The following is a 14,960-nucleotide window of genomic DNA, read 5'->3' on the forward strand; positions in this document are numbered from 1 at the left end:
ATTTATCGCAGATCCGTATGGCTCCGGACAGGATGTTCGGTTCCACAGGTCATTGAGGACGCCATGTATAGAATGAGTTCAGGCTATGCCAGCGTGCTGGTAAATACGCTCTCGGCTCAAGGACTGGATGTTGCCAGTCTGTGTCGGGAGGCTGGACTAGACGTTAATCTCGCAAACAAACCAGGAGAGTTTTGCGAGCGAAAGGCCATCTATCGACTCTGGGAACTGGCCACTGAGGCCTCGGGCGATCCGGACATTGGCTTACGGGCCTATGGCAGTTTCCACCCCGGCAGCTTTCAGATCGTCGGCTACACAATGATGTCCAGCCTGAATCTGAAAAAAGCCCTTGAACGCCTGGTCCGTTTCAGTCCGTTGATTGGCACCGGGTTCAGCCTTTTCTTCACTTCGGAACAGCAACATTACCGTCTGTCCGGGCTCGACCATCAGCAGCAGGGTTCGGTCAAACCGCGCCAATACACCGATGCCGGGCTCGCGTCATTGCTGGGTTTCTGTCGCAAGCTGTCGGGCGGCAACACACCGCAACCCTTGAGTGTCGAATTCACCTATCCCAAACCTGAAGACATCTCCGAGCATCGACGGCTGTTTGGTTGCAATCTGCATTTCGACGCGCCTTACGACAGCATTTTGTTTGACGGGCAGGAGCTGATGCGGCCGCTGAGCATGGCCAACGAAGCGTTGGCGGTGCTGCATGACAGTTTTGCCGAGGCGCAACTGGACCTGCTGTTTGGTTTTTGCATTGTCGGCCGGATTCGCGCGCTGGTTACCGAGCGCTTGAGTCAGGGGCAGGGGCAGTGCGACATGGAGTCGATCGCGGCAGCCTTGAACATCAGCAAGCGAACGCTGCAACGTGCGCTGGAAAAGGAAGGGACACAATTCAAGGATGTGCTGAACGCGGTGCGTCGACAACTGGCCGATTTCTACCTGCGTCATTCTCACTTCAACATGAAGCATGTCGCGTATCTCCTTGGTTTTCATGACCACAGCAGCTTCAACAAAGCCTGTAGCCGCTGGTTTGGCATGACACCGGGTCAGTACCGCTCCGATGAATCGTTCGAGATCGAGGAAGCCGCACCGGTGTGATGCGGTGCTTGTCAGTGCTTGAGCCTGGTCCACCATTTTGTAAGCAATGAATCCCCTGTGGGAGCGAACCTGTGTGGCGAGGGAGCTTGCTCCCGCTGGGTCGCGAAGCGGCCCCAAAGCTTTGCGACTGCTTCGCAGCCGAGCGGGAGCAAGCTCCTCGCCACAGACATACACACAGGCTCGATCACACAGGTTGCTCATCATGGTGCAGGCGGTTTCTTCGCGCCTTTTTTGCCCTTCGCGGGTTTGCGCGTTTTTGTCGGCGTTACCGGGGCAGTCGGCTCAGCGACGACGACCGGAGCTTTTTGCTTGACCGGCTCTGGAACGACGACCGGGGCTTTTTGCTTGACCGGCTCTGGTGCGACGACCGGAGCTTTTTGCTTGACCGGCTCTGGTACAACGACCGGAGTTTTCGGCTTGATCGGCTCCGGGGTTATCGCCGGGATTTTCTCCACGACAACATCGGCTTCACCTGAAGGCTGAGTCAGGCTGAACCCCGGCAGCGGCACATCGAGCAGTGTGTGCAATTCACACCAGAACGGGTTGTCTGCGCCGCTGGTCAACAGTTCCGGCAGCAAATTGGCGACGGCCGCCAGCACTTGTTGGCGTTCTTCGGGCTCAACCAGCATCAGGGGCAAGCTGTGCAGGCTTTCCTGCGGGTGGGTGGCGACCAGCAGTTTTTGCAGGCGAAGGGTTTCGCGCAGGTCCAGCGGCTCGGCACTGTAGTCCTGCAGCAGCACTTGCAATTGCAGGATCAGTTTCTCGACGCTTTGCTTGCCCGGCTCATCGCTGTCACGGCCCAGCAGGAACAGGATCCGGATCAAGGCTTCCATCAAACCGCCAAGGGGCAGGGCGTCCTGAAGGCGTTGGGTCAGAACTTTATCGTGCTGCCTGGCATGCGCCTGGAGATCTCGCCCCGGGGTATTGCCGGCGAGGCTATTGAGTACGCCATACACGCCGTAAAAACTCATCTCCTGAGCGGCATCACGCAGGTCCCGATAGCCATTCAAGGCATCCTGTACCTGGTTGGAAAACAGTTCCTGCCAGGCCAGCAACGGATTGGACGGGCTGGCGGGATGTCGATCCTTGCTCACTTGAGCGGCACTGCCTGCCAGCCACCAGAGCGCCGGGTTCAGGCTGTTCCACATCACTTGTTGCTGGTGGAACGGATGGGCCTTGCGCATCATTTCGGCGGTCGGCTCGTTGATCAACTGACGCAACCACGGCCGTACAAATCCGTCATAAAGCGTGTTGTTGAAATCAGAGGCACGTTCGACCAGTGCGAATTCGCGATCGTCGTCACGGGGCGGCTGCACTTTGCCGTGGATGTCAGCGATACGCCGTCGCTCGAAACGCACGGCGTACGGCGTATCCGAGTTTTCCGGCAGGTCATCGATGAGCATTTCATAGAGCCCGCCCGGCAGTTCATTGATCGTGTCGACCGCGCCCAGCAACTCACGGTGTTCACGCCGCGCCACTTCACCCGACACGAAGATGCCCAGATGACCGATGCTCGCGTGCCGCAGGTAAACGATAGTGCGACCGGCATTTTGCAGGGCGAGATCGCTGGGATAGACGTCGGTGATCCAGTCCAGCGCCTGCTGCGGCGAGGTGATGTTGTCGCCATAGGAGCAGAACACCACCACCGGCACTTCGATGCGTTTGAGGTCGAGCCCGCTGCTCTTGCGCCCAAGGCCGCCGGACAGCTGATTGCCGATGAACAGATCGTCGACAATCATCTCGATCTCTTCACCATTGAGCAGGGTCGGGCTGCCCCACCAGCGTTCGAAATCCAGAAAGCGCGGTGCTTCGCTGTCGACTTCGCTGAACAGGTGGTAGTACTTACCCCACCAGGTGTTGGCCGGGTCGAGGCTTTCGAAATTGCTCACCAGCCAGGTGCCGTCGAAACGGTCATTGCCCAGGTCGCTGCCCAGGCGCGCCATCCAGCCGCCACCCAGCAAACCGCCGGTGTAGCGCATCGGATTGCGCCCATTGACGCCGGCCCAGTACGACAAAGGCGCGCCATTGACGATGATCAGTCCTGGCAGTTCCGGGCGGGTCGCCGCCAGGCCCATCAATGCCCATCCGGCCTGGCAGTTGCCGATCACCACGGGTTTGGCGCTGGCGGGATGTCGCGCGCTGACCTCTTCGAGGAACCGCGCCTGGGCTTCAACGATGTCCGCCAGGGTTTGCCCCGGGCGTGGCGAATGGCTGAACGAGATGAAATAAGTCGGATGGCCGGCGCGCAGGCTTTCGCCGATGACCGAATCCTGTTTGAAACCGCCAATCCCCGAGCCGTGACCGCCGCGCGGGTCAATGATGATCACCGGCTGTTTTTTGCTGTCGAGCCGTTGCCCGGGGCCCGCGAGGATCTGCAGCAACGAGTAGTTGACCGGGCGAAGCAGGTCTTCACCGGCGACCAGGGTTTCATGATTGAACTTGAGCAGCAGCGGATACCCGGCGCGTTCGTGGGCCAGGGTGTTGTCACCGCGCTGACGCAAGGTGTCCCAGAACAGCACGCTGCGTTGGCCCAGGTCGGTGACGTATTCCTGCCAGTCAGCGCCGGTCGGCTGTTTAAGCAGCCCAAGGCTTGAAGGCGCGTAGGTTTTGGCCTGGCGCTGTTGAGCGGCGTCGAGAACGTTGAGGGTGTTGAGGCGCTGGAGATGGTTCAGGTGCTCAAACAAACCGGACGGAGCTGAAAGCCCTTCATCTTGCAGCGCAATATTTTCTTCCTGACCCATCGTGAACTCCTGACGCCATGCGTGGGAATGTCGTCCTGACTAATAGAAGCCAAGCCGGCCATTTGATTGTCACGAGTGTATAGGGAATATCAGCCGAGGAAGCGAACTTTATTGTGCGCCGCACAAAATAGGCGTTGCCAAATAGTTTTGTGCACTGCAATATCAAACCCAGCGCGATGACTGGCAGGATCGCTATCGCGTCCTCAGGCCCATCCGGGCCTTCCAGTACCAGGAGATTCAAGCATGTCTTTTTTCAACCCGGAAAATCTGCAAACTGCTCAGAAAGCCAACCTCGACCTGTTGCAGCAAATCAGCGGCAAAGTGTTCGCCAGCGTTGAACAGCTGAGCCAGTTGCAGTTCAAGGCACTGCGTGACTCCACCGAAGAGCACTTCGAAGGCGTGCGCAAGCTGCTGGCCGTCCGTGATGCACAAGGTTTTGCTGATTTGCAGGCGTCGTTCACCCAGCCGAGCGCGCAAAGCGAACGCCTGGCGGAGTTCAATCGCCAGGTTCAGGCGCTGATCGTGGGCACGCAGTCGGACATCGCCAAACTGACGTCGAGTCAGGTCGAGGCGGGCACCCAGCAGGTGAATGAGTTTATTGAATCGATCAGCAAGAATGCACCGGCCGGCTCCGAGCCTGTAGTGGCTGCATTCAAGTCCGGCCTGGCGAATGCCAGTACCGTGTTTGAAAGCGCACAGAAAGCCGTGAAACAGGCTTCAGATGTGGCTCAGAACAATTTTGACGCCGCCACTGCCGCTGCCGCCAAAGCAGCGCCAGAAGCCAGCGCCAAGGCCACCAGCGGTAACAAGTAAGTCAAATCAGGCTGGCAGCACCGATGGCGACGGGTTTATTCCCCGTCGCCATTTTTTTTCGTGCCGTTTTCGCTTTCAGGTTTGCCGGTGAACAGGCCAAACATGTTTTGCGTGTTCAGGTAGAGCGCCTTGGACTGGTCGACATACTGGCGCATCAGGTCCTTCATGACCGGGGCCTGCTGGTGCATGAAAGTGCTCCAGGCTTCGGAGGATTGCGCGCCGGTCTGGGACTGGATATCGATCACGGTCTGAATGCTTTTGTCGAGGTAGCTGCCCAGCACACCCTGATAAGGACCGTAGAACTGGATAATCCCCATCAGCATCTCGCTGGTGAAGATCGGCTCACCGCCGCTTTCCGCTTCCAGAATCACCTGCAGCAGGATGCTGCGAGTCAGATCCTCGCCAGACTTGGCATCGACCACCTGAAACGAAACCTTATCGACGACCAACTGGCGTATGTCCGCGAGCGTCAGGTGACTGCTGGTGTGGGTGTCATACAGTCGGCGATTGGGATACTTCTTGATCAGGCGGGGAGTGTTCCGACTGTTATCTGGCATGCGGGGCGTCTCGTGGCGAGCCTGGTTTGCAGGCATCTTAACCTACTATGGCTGCGGCCGCGGGATGGTGTCGGGGGAGGGAAGCCAGGTTCAGCATCTTTAGTGCTTCTGAGGCCGTCTTCGCGAACAAGCCCGCTCCCACAGGGGATTTGTGAACACTGAAGATCCAATGTGGGAGCGAGCCTGCTCGCGATGAGGCCCGCCGTCACAATGAAAATCCACAATAGAAAAGAGGACTGCGCCGTCGAGCGAGTCCTCTTTTTTAAACCTGAATCGAGTTACCAGATCGGCAACGTGTAACTGACAATCAAACGGTTTTCATCGAGGTCGCTGCCAAAATTGGTCGAGCGCACCGTCGCGTTGCGCCACTTCACCCCGACATTTTTCAGCGGCCCGCTCTGCACGACATACCCGATGTCGGTATCGCGCTCCCACTCCTTGCCTTCCGGGCGGTTGCCGCCCAGGTCGATATTGTCACCAGTGATATAGCGCGTCATGAACGTCAGGCCCGGCACGCCCATCGCGGCAAAATTGTAGTCGTAACGCGTCTGCCAGGATTTTTCATCCTTGCTGGCGAAGTCGCCGATCTGCACGAAGTTCACCAGGAACGCATCGGTGCCATTGACGTAGGCATACCCGGTGTCGCCGCTCATGCCTTGATAACCCAGGCCGAACGCATGCCCGCCGAGGCTGTAGGTGAACATCGCGCCAATCGCGTTGTTGTCGACATTGCTGCCGCCGTCGTCGGTGGAGCGGGCGAAACGCAAGTCGGTCTTCAGCGACTGGCCGGTGGTGACCGGCAATACGTAGGTCAGGTTGACCAGGTGCTGGCTGTAGAAATTGTCGAGGTGACCGTAGCTGTAACCGGTGGCGAGGTTACTGGTCCATTTGTAGTTGAGGCTGGCGAAATCGAAGCTGTCGCTGTCCAGATGACGGCTGGTGATGCCTTTGGCGCCGGTGCGGGTGATGCCCATGTCCTCGTAGTCCGAGGAGTCGCGCTGGTTGACCTGCGTCAGTCGTCCGGCATCCACGCTCAGGCCTTCGATTTCCAGGGAGGTCAACTGACCACCCTTGAACGTTTGCGGCAACAGCCGTGAATCGTTGGCCAGCACCGTCGGCAATTTGGGCAGCAACGTACCGAGTTTCAGGGTGCTTTTGGAGGCGCGCACTTTGGCGGTCAGGCCCAGTTCACCGTACTCGTCCTGAGCACCTTTGCGCGTGTCGCGATGGCGCTGGAGCACACCGGAACCGGCGCGATCCGGACTGGAGTCGAGTTTGACGCCCAGCAGGCCGATCGTATCGAAGCCGACCCCGATCAAACCCTCGGTAAAGCCGGATTCGTAGCGCAGCAGGAAACCCTGCGCCCATTCCTCCTGTTTCGATTGCGCCGCGTTGGCCTGACGGTAGTCACGGTTGAAGTAGAAGTTACGCAGCTCGAGGCTGGCCTTGCTGTCCTTGATAAAGTCAGCAGCGGCGGGGGCCGAGAGGCTGATGACACCGCCGGCCAGCAACAGTCGGGTAGCGAGAGTTCGGGTGTTGCGATCCATGTGAAGCCCCTTTGTTTTTATTATGGAATGACGGTTTGCGCGACCCTCGCCAACCGGGCGAGGGCTTATCAATAAAAAACGCGGGCACCGAAAAGAGAGGAGCGTGGCGCCGCGTGCGGTTCAATCGTTAGAACTGCTCGGCGCTCAGACCGAACAACGAGGCACTGCCGGCGCGAATCGACTGTTCAAGGCTCAAAATGCGCGGCAGCAAGCGATGGATGTAGAAGTCGGCGGTGGCGATTTTCGCGCCGTAGAACGCTTCGTCTTCGCCGCGTTTTTGCTGGGCAACCTGCGCCATGCGCGCCCATAGCCAGGCGTAAGCGACGTAACCGAACAGATGCAGATATTCCACGGAAGCGGCGCCGACTTCGTTGCGGTTGGTCGCCGCCCGGTCCTGCAACCAGTCGCTCAGGTCTTCCAGACGCTGCACGGCATCGAACAGCTGCGCGGAGTAGGGCGCGTCAGGCTGGTGGGCGAAATGGCGGATCTCGCCGGTGAACTGACGCAGCGCGGCACCGTTATCAGCCAGCACCTTGCGGCCGAGCAGGTCCAGCGCCTGAATGCCGTTGGTGCCTTCGTAGATCTGTGCGATGCGCACGTCGCGGACCAATTGTTCCTGGCCCCACTCGCGGATGTAGCCATGGCCGCCGAACACTTGCTGGCCGTTGATGCAGCTTTCCAGGCCAGTGTCGGTGAAGAAGGCCTTGGCAATCGGTGTCAGCAGGGCGACCAGGGTTTGCGCGGTGTCGCGTTCTTGCGCATCGTCGGAGAACTTCGCCAGATCGAGCTGCTGCCCGACATAACTGGCGAACGCGCGGCCACCTTCGGTCATGGCTTTCATGCTGAGCAGCATGCGGCGCACGTCGGGGTGAACGATGATCGGATCGGCGACTTTGTCCGGGGCCATGGCGCCCGTCGGAGCGCGGCTCTGAATGCGTTCACGGGCGTACGCCACGGCGCTCTGGTAGGACGCTTCGGCGCAGCCAATGCCCTGAATGCCGATGGACAGGCGTTCGTAGTTCATCATGGTGAACATCGCCGCGAGGCCTTTGTTGGCTTCGCCCACCAGCCAGCCGCTGGCGCCGTCGAAATTCATCACGCAGGTGGCCGAGGCCTTGATGCCCATCTTGTGTTCGATCGAACCGCAACTCACAGCGTTGGCGTCACCGAGGGAACCGTCGGCATTGAGCAGCACCTTGGGCACTACAAACAGCGAGATACCTTTCGGCCCGGCCGGTGCATCCGGCAGTTTGGCCAGTACCAGATGGACGATGTTCTCGGTCAGGTCCTGATCGCCACCGGTGATGAAAATCTTGCTGCCGGTGATGCTGAAACTGCCGTCGGCCCGAGGTTCGGCGCGGGTGCGGATGAGCCCCAGATCGGTGCCGGCATGGGCTTCGGTCAGGCACATGGAGCCGGCCCAGCGACCTTCATACATCGGCGGCAGGTACAGGTCTTTCAAACTGTCGCTGGCGTGGGCATCCAGGGCCAGGCAGGCACCGGAGCTCAATGCCGAGTACAGCGCGAAGCTTGAATTGGCGCCGTACAGCATCTCTTCAAACTGCACGGCCAGCATCTTCGGCATGCCCATGCCGCCATACTCGGTATTACCCGAGAGGCCGACCCAGCCACCTTCGATGTACGTGGCATAAGCCTGTTTGAAGCCGATCGGCGTCGTGACCTGGCCTTCATGCCACTGCGCGCCTTCCTCGTCGCCGCTGCGGTTCAAGGGGGCGATCAGGTGCGCGGTGACTTTCCCCGCTTCCTCAAGGATCGCGTCGGCGATGTCGGTATCGATGTTGTCAGCCAGGGCCGGCAGGCGTGCCCACAGGGCCGGGGCGTCGAACACTTCATGCAGGACGAAGCGCATGTCGCGCAGGGGGGCTTTGAATTCGGGCATAACGTGAACCTCAACAGGACGGTTGTGCACGGCGCCGCTACGGCGCGCCGTGCCTTTCAATCAATGACTGGAAGCGCTGGCGGCACCGAGGCCGGTCTGGGCGCGCACGAACTGGTCGGCGTAGGCATCACGTTCCTTGTCGGCCCGCACGCTGCGGTCGAGTCGGGACACCAAGACGATCACCAGGAACGCCAACGGCATGGAGAACAGCGCCGGGTGGTCGTACGGGAAGATCGCGTGAGCATGACCGAGCACGGTCACCCACACGGCCGGGGAAAGAATCACCAGCACCAGGGCGCAGATCAGGCCGGCAAAACCGCCGATGATCGCGCCTTTGGTGGTCAGGCCTTTCCAGTACATGGCCATGATCAGCACCGGGAAGTTGGTCGACGCGGCGATGCCGAACGTCAGGCCGACCAGGAACGCGACGTTCATCTTCTCGAACAGAATGCCCAGCAGAATCGCGATGATGCCCAGGCCAACGGTAGCCAGGCGGGTCACGCGCATTTCCTGTTTCTGGGTGGCTTTGCCTTTCTTGAACACGGTGGCGTAGAGATCGTGGGAAATCGCCGACGCACCGGCCAGGGCCAGCCCGGAGACCACCGCAAGGATGGTGGCGAAGGCAACGGCCGAGAGGAAGCCGAAGAACAGGTTGCCGCCCACCGCTTTGGCCAGGTGCATCGCGACCATGTTGCCGCCGCCGATCAAGGCACCGCCGACTTCGCCGTTGACGTAGTACTGCGGATCGGTGCCGATGATCACCATCGCGGCGAAGCCCAGGGTGCAGACCACCAGGAAGAAGAAACCGATGAAACCGGTGGCGTAGAACACCGATTTACGCGCTTCCTTGGCGTTGGGCACGGTGAAGAAACGCATCAGGATGTGCGGCAAACCGGCGATGCCGAACACCAGGCCGAGCGACATCGACGCGGTGTTGATCGGGTCGGCGAGCATTGAGCCGGGGCCCATGATGTTCCAGCCGCTGGCATGCGCCTCGACTGCTTTGGTGGCGAGGGTTTCGTAGCTGAAACCGAACTGCGACATGGCCATGACCGCGAGGGTTGTGCCGCCGGCGAGCAGCAGCACGGCTTTGATGATCTGCACCCAGGTGGTGGCGATCATCCCGCCGAAAATCACATACACCAGCATCAACGCGCCAACGATCATCACCGCTACCGGGTAGTCGAGGCCAAACAGCAATTTGATCAACTGGCCGGCACCGACCATCTGCACGATCAGGTAGCAGCACACCACCGTCAACGAACCGAACGCGGCGAAGATCCGTACTTTGTTCTGGTCCAGTCGATAGGAAACGATGTCGGCAAAGGTGTAGCGCCCCAGATTGCGCAGACGCTCGGCCATCAGGAAGGTGATGATCGGCCAGCCGACAAAGAAGCCGATGGTGTAGATGAATCCGTCATAACCCTTGGCGAACACCAGGCTCGACAGCCCCAGCAATGTGGCGGCGGACATGTAGTCGCCGGCGATCGCCAGGCCGTTCTGAAACCCGGTGATGCCACCGCCGGCGGTGTAGAAATCCGACGTGGATTTGGTCTGGCGTGCGGCCCACCAGGTGATCGCCAGCGTACCGAGGACGAACACGAAGAACATGCCGATGGCATGCAGGTTCAGCGGTTGTTTTTCTATGGCACCCAACGCGGGTGCGGCGAACACAGCGGAGGCCGGCAGCAGGCACGCTGCGGCGAGGATGAGGTTACGCATCACTTGCTCTCCTCAAGAATGGCGGCGCCCAGTGCATCGAAGCGCGTGTTGGCGCTGTAGACATACCAGCCAGTCAGCAGCCAGGAAAAAATAATGATCGCCGCGCCAACCGGCATGCCCAGGGTCAACATCCGATGCTCGCCGAGCGGTGCGTGCAGCCACTGCGGGGCAAACGCCACCACGAGCATGAACAGGTAATAAGTGCCCAGCACGGCAGCACTCAACGACCAGGCCAGGCGCGAACGGCTGCTGACCAATTGAAGGAATTTCGGGTTGGTCCGAATACGTTCACAGCGTTGGGTATCGGTTGCATGGATGTCGATCATGGTGCGCTCCACATTGTTGTTGTTATCGGTGTGAGGGGGCAGGGCAGGCCGAATTCGGCCTGCACGAGCCCGAAGCGGCAGGTAAGACACCTGCCGCCTGATAGGTGAAACGTGGGTGAGGGTTAGAGGGCCTTGGCCCTGTCGCGCAGCACGTACTTCTGGATCTTGCCGGTGGAGGTCTTCGGCAGCAGGGTGAAAATCACCGTGCGCGGGACTTTGAAACCGGCCAGGTGTTCGCGGCAGAAACTGATGATGTCGGCCTCGCGAACGTCCTGGTGATCAGCCTTCAAGGTGATGAAGGCGCAGGGCGTTTCGCCCCATTTTTCATCGGGACGGGCGACCACGGCGGCTTCCATCACGCCCGGATGGCGATACAGCACGCCTTCGAGTTCGATGGTGGAAATGTTCTCGCCACCGGAAATGATGATGTCTTTGAGGCGGTCCTTGATCTCGACATAACCGTCGGGATGACACACCGCCAGGTCGCCGGTATGGAACCAGCCGCCCTCGAACGCTTCGGCGGTGGCCGTCGGGTTTTTCAGGTAGCCCTTCATCACGGTGTTGCCGCGCATGAACACTTCACCGATGGTCTGGCCATCGCGCGGGGTTGGCTCCAGGGTCTTCGAATCGCCGACCATCACGCCTTCGAGCGTCGGGTAGCGCACACCCTGGCGGGACTTGATCTGCGCCCGTTCTTCCAGTGGCAGCTCATCCCATTCGGCATGCCAGGCGCAAAGGGTCACCGGGCCATAGGTTTCGGTCAGGCCGTAGACGTGGGTGACCTTGATGCCCATTTCTTCCACGGCGCCAATGACTTTGGCCGGCGGTGCAGCACCGGCGACCATGGCGTCGACCGGGTGATCGATGGCCGCCTTCGCCGATTCCGGCATGTTGACCAGCGCATTGAGCACAATCGGCGCGCCACACAGGTGGGTGACCTGGTGTTCGCGGATCAGCGTGAGGATTTTCTGCGGATCGACGCGGCGCAGGAACACGTGCACACCGGCCAGCGCGGTGATGGTCCACGGGTAGCACCAGCCGTTGCAATGGAACATCGGCAGGGTCCAGAGGTACACCGGGTGATTGCCCATGGCCCAGGTCATCTGGTTGCCCAAGGCGTTCAGGTAAGCGCCGCGGTGGTGATAGACCACGCCTTTGGGATTGCCGGTGGTGCCGGAGGTGTAGTTCAGCGAGATGGCTTGCCACTCGTTGACCGGCCATTGCCAGGCGAACGCCGGATCGCCTTCGGCCAGCAGGGCTTCATAGTCCAGGTCGCTGACGGCCTGGCCTTCGCCGTATTCCGGGTCGTTGACGTCGATGACCAGCGGCGGGTGATCCAGCATGCCGATGGCGGCGTGAATCACGTTATGGAACTCACGGTCGGTGATCAGCACCTTGGCCTCGCCATGCTGCAGCATGAAGGCAATGGCTTCGGCATCCAGGCGCACGTTGAGCGGGTTGAGCACGGCGCCGATCATCGGTACGCCAAAATGCACTTCGAGCATTTCGGGGATGTTGGGCAGCATCACCGCCACGGTGTCGTTCTTGCCGATACCGCGACCGGCCAGTGCCGAGGCCAGGCGTCGGCAACGGGTGTAGGTCTGCGCCCAGGTACGGCGAATGGAGCCGTGGATGACCGCGGGGTAGTCGGGGTAAACGTTGGCCGTGCGCTCGAGAAAGCTGAGCGGAGACAGGGCGATGTGATTGACAGCCGAAGGGCCTAGCCCTTGTTCATAGATCGACATGTGCGGGTACTCGGTGGCTGATTGTTAGCTCTATCGGTGGACTTTCAGCGTAGCCGCTGAGGTCACCTTTATGTCCGGTCTGCTTTATATAACAATCTTCCATCAATATGGAAGTACAACCTATAGCGTATAGGATATATACTATATTGAATTCTTGTTGATCTAAATGACTGCAGTCATATCGCCAAGGCCGGTATATCCTTGGTTTCCCTAACGAAGCGGACCCGTGATGACCCTGACTCCCGTTCGATTGCACAGCTGGTTGCGCCTGCAGCGCGAAGGCGTTTCTCTGGCTGCCCGGGCCGATGCGTTGTGTCGGGCCTTGCAGGATTGCCCCGAGGTGCGTCGCGCGGTTTACCTGAGCTGGCAACCCCAGGCGCGGATCTACAGCCACGAAGGCGCCGCCCAGCATTTTCCACCGGGCCAGGGCGACCCGTCGCAGGCCAGCGACCAGTTGTTGTTCGAGCGGCTGCTGGAAGCGGGGCGCCTCGATCTGGCGCAAGTACGGCAACTGGATTGCTGGCTGGCCGGTCGACTGCGCCGCGCCGCGATCAGCCATGGTCAGGTGTTTGATCTGGCGTTGACGCCTGGGCAGGCGGGCCTGTTGCTGGTGGAAGTGTGCGAGGGCGTGAGTTTCGATTGGCTGGGTTGGGTGCAGGATCTGCTGACGACTTTGCTCAGCAGCGTCAACGGCATGCTGCGCGGTTCGCCGCTGTTGGGCCACGATCCGCAGCCGAGCCTGTTGCTCGACGCGCAGGGCAGGCCGCAGGAATTCAATGCGGCGTTGCTGGCGCTGCTGGCGGAAAAGCCGCTGACCGACGTGCTGGGATTTCTGCCGGTCAATCATCGGGTGCTAGTGCGCGCCTGTCTGGACCAGCAACGCGCCATTGAAGGGGTTGAAGCCCAGTTCGAAGCGCAGATCCTGATCTGGACGTTCATTCCCGATCCCCAGGACAACCGCGTGCTTGCCCGTTGCCGCGACGCCACCGTGCAGGTGCTGGCCGAACGCGAAGCGACCCAGGCGCGGCGGCTGTACCGGTTGATCATCGAGAACACCACCGACCTGATTTCCCGGCACACACCGGACGGCCGTTTTCTCGATGCTTCGCCCGCCTCGTGGACATTGCTCGGTTACTGGCCGGAAGAATTGCGCGGGCAAATGGCCCAGGGTCTGTTCCATGGTCAGGACCTGGCCAGCCTGGTGCAGCGGGCCCGCGATGCGCTGGAGCAGGACGGTTATCACACGATGACGTATCGCATTCGTCATCGGGACGGGCATTACCTGTGGTTCGAGACCGCCAGCCGGGCGATTCGTGAAACCTACACCGGCACGGTGGTCGAGGTGGTCAGCGTCTCCCGGGACATCACCGCCCGGGTGCAGGCCGAAGAGAACAAGCGGCGCCTGGCCGAAGTCGTCGAGGCCAACATCGACCCGGTGCTGTTTATCGACCCCGAGGGGCAAGTCACTTACCTCAACCCGGCGGCACGACGCATCCTCGGAATCGGCGAGCAACAGCCGATGCCGACCCTGGCGGAACTGTTCGCCAGCGCTGACTTGACGCGTCTGCAGCGTGACGGCTGGAGCGGCGCCGAACGTGACGGCGTCTGGAGCACCGATGCGCGCTTGCAACCGCCGGGCGGTGGCGCGTCGGTGCCGGTGTCGTTGGTGCTGTTGGCGCACCGTTCGGCTGGCGGCGAGCGCTACTATTCCCTCGTGGCGCGGGACATGACCGAACGTGAGCTGCGCGAAGTGCAACAGCGTCGCCATCAGGATGAACTGGCGCACACTGCGCGCCTGGTCACCCTAGGTGAACTGGCCTCGGGCATCGCCCACGAAATCAATCAGCCACTGGCCGCGGTGGTCAATTACGCCAATGCCAGCCAGCGCTATTTGCAGACCGTGGATTCCAATCCGCAAGCCGCCGCCCGGGTGGCGCAAGGCCTGGAGCGCATCACCCACCACGCCACACACGCCTCGGAAGTGATCCGCCGTTTGCGCGCGTTTCTGCGCAAAGGCCAGCGCCGCATGCAGGCACTGAATGTCACCGATGTCGCCCGCGAAGCCGTGCGTTTGTGCGCCTGGGAGGCAAGCAATTGCCAAGTGACAATCGAGGATCGACTGCCGGATAATCTGCCGCCCGTTTATGCCGACCGGGTGCTGCTGGAGCAGGTCCTGCTCAATCTGTTGCGCAACGCCATCGATGCCAATCGCGAACAACATCCCGGCCAGCCTTCGCTGATCGTGATGACTGCGGGGCAGGGCAATGCTGCCACCCTGGACATCAATGTGCAAGACCAGGGCCCCGGCGTGAGCGAGCCGGAACTGGAGCAGATCTTTACCCCGTTCTATACCAGCAAGGCCGATGGCCTGGGGCTCGGGTTGTCCATGAGCCGCAGCATCATCGAAGGTTTCGGCGGCGAATTGCAGGCCCGCCGCCAACCGGTCGGGCTGCTGATGTGCTGTCGCTTGCCGCTTGCCGGCCCAACAAAACAACAACAGGAATAATG

At 60.6% G+C, this 14,960-nt stretch carries 10 protein-coding genes; 3 read left to right on the plus strand and 7 right to left on the minus strand.

The window, feature by feature from the left end:
* Nucleotides 1-63 precede the first annotated feature (63 nt).
* Nucleotides 64-1,101 carry an AraC family transcriptional regulator gene (locus tag KJF94_RS11055; protein ID WP_214383338.1) on the plus strand — a complete coding sequence of 346 codons (1,038 nt, stop codon included), beginning with the start codon at nucleotides 64-66 and terminating at the stop codon, nucleotides 1,099-1,101.
* Between the two features lie 200 nt (nucleotides 1,102-1,301).
* Here KJF94_RS11055 and KJF94_RS11060 read toward each other — a convergent pair whose 3' ends face one another.
* A complete protein-coding gene (locus KJF94_RS11060) occupies nucleotides 1,302-3,842 on the minus strand; it encodes a DUF3141 domain-containing protein (protein WP_214383340.1) in 2,541 nt (846 codons plus the stop codon).
* A gap of 243 nt (nucleotides 3,843-4,085) precedes the next feature.
* Here KJF94_RS11060 and phaP point away from each other — a divergent pair, with 243 nt between their 5' ends.
* Entirely contained in the window at nucleotides 4,086-4,655 is a 570-nt protein-coding gene (gene phaP / locus KJF94_RS11065) for a TIGR01841 family phasin (RefSeq protein ID WP_214383341.1), read from the plus strand.
* A gap of 35 nt (nucleotides 4,656-4,690) precedes the next feature.
* On the opposite strand, the gene phaR is transcribed toward phaP, so the two are convergent.
* From phaR to KJF94_RS11095, 6 genes are all read right to left on the minus strand, one after another.
* A complete protein-coding gene (gene phaR / locus KJF94_RS11070) occupies nucleotides 4,691-5,212 on the minus strand; it encodes a polyhydroxyalkanoate synthesis repressor PhaR (RefSeq protein WP_145316454.1) in 522 nt (173 codons plus the stop codon).
* Between the two features lie 278 nt (nucleotides 5,213-5,490).
* The gene (locus tag KJF94_RS11075; protein WP_214383342.1) at nucleotides 5,491-6,759 is read right to left on the minus strand and encodes an OprD family porin; all 1,269 of its coding nucleotides are present in this window, start codon (nucleotides 6,757-6,759) and stop codon (nucleotides 5,491-5,493) included.
* Nucleotides 6,760-6,886: 127 nt separating this feature from the next.
* Entirely contained in the window at nucleotides 6,887-8,659 is a 1,773-nt protein-coding gene (locus tag KJF94_RS11080; RefSeq protein WP_214383343.1) for an acyl-CoA dehydrogenase C-terminal domain-containing protein, read from the minus strand.
* A gap of 60 nt (nucleotides 8,660-8,719) precedes the next feature.
* A complete protein-coding gene (locus KJF94_RS11085; RefSeq protein WP_214383344.1) occupies nucleotides 8,720-10,381 on the minus strand; it encodes a cation acetate symporter in 1,662 nt (553 codons plus the stop codon).
* Entirely contained in the window at nucleotides 10,381-10,707 is a 327-nt protein-coding gene (locus KJF94_RS11090) for a DUF485 domain-containing protein (RefSeq protein WP_031318916.1), read from the minus strand. The genes KJF94_RS11085 and KJF94_RS11090 overlap by 1 nt, the downstream gene beginning before the upstream one ends.
* 122 nt (nucleotides 10,708-10,829) lie before the next feature.
* Nucleotides 10,830-12,452, minus strand: coding sequence for an acyl-CoA synthetase (locus KJF94_RS11095; protein WP_214383345.1), 1,623 nt, complete (start codon nucleotides 12,450-12,452; stop codon nucleotides 10,830-10,832).
* Between the two features lie 229 nt (nucleotides 12,453-12,681).
* Between KJF94_RS11095 and KJF94_RS11100 the strand changes: the two genes are divergently transcribed.
* Entirely contained in the window at nucleotides 12,682-14,958 is a 2,277-nt protein-coding gene (locus KJF94_RS11100; protein WP_214383346.1) for a PAS domain-containing sensor histidine kinase, read from the plus strand.
* Nucleotides 14,959-14,960 lie beyond the last annotated feature (2 nt).

The organism is Pseudomonas hormoni, assembly GCF_018502625.1.
Classification (GTDB): Bacteria; Pseudomonadota; Gammaproteobacteria; order Pseudomonadales; family Pseudomonadaceae; genus Aquipseudomonas; species Aquipseudomonas hormoni.

Coding starts and splice junctions, on each gene's coding strand:
- KJF94_RS11090 (WP_031318916.1), bottom strand. CDS start 10,707: ATGATCGACATCCATGCAACCGATACCCAACGCTGTGAACGTATTCGG.
- KJF94_RS11100 (WP_214383346.1), top strand. CDS start 12,682: ATGACCCTGACTCCCGTTCGATTGCACAGCTGGTTGCGCCTGCAGCGC.
- KJF94_RS11085 (WP_214383344.1), bottom strand. CDS start 10,381: ATGCGTAACCTCATCCTCGCCGCAGCGTGCCTGCTGCCGGCCTCCGCT.
- KJF94_RS11055 (WP_214383338.1), top strand. CDS start 64: ATGTATAGAATGAGTTCAGGCTATGCCAGCGTGCTGGTAAATACGCTC.
- phaR (WP_145316454.1), bottom strand. CDS start 5,212: ATGCCAGATAACAGTCGGAACACTCCCCGCCTGATCAAGAAGTATCCC.
- KJF94_RS11080 (WP_214383343.1), bottom strand. CDS start 8,659: ATGCCCGAATTCAAAGCCCCCCTGCGCGACATGCGCTTCGTCCTGCAT.
- KJF94_RS11095 (WP_214383345.1), bottom strand. CDS start 12,452: ATGTCGATCTATGAACAAGGGCTAGGCCCTTCGGCTGTCAATCACATC.
- KJF94_RS11060 (WP_214383340.1), bottom strand. CDS start 3,842: ATGGGTCAGGAAGAAAATATTGCGCTGCAAGATGAAGGGCTTTCAGCT.
- KJF94_RS11075 (WP_214383342.1), bottom strand. CDS start 6,759: ATGGATCGCAACACCCGAACTCTCGCTACCCGACTGTTGCTGGCCGGC.
- phaP (WP_214383341.1), top strand. CDS start 4,086: ATGTCTTTTTTCAACCCGGAAAATCTGCAAACTGCTCAGAAAGCCAAC.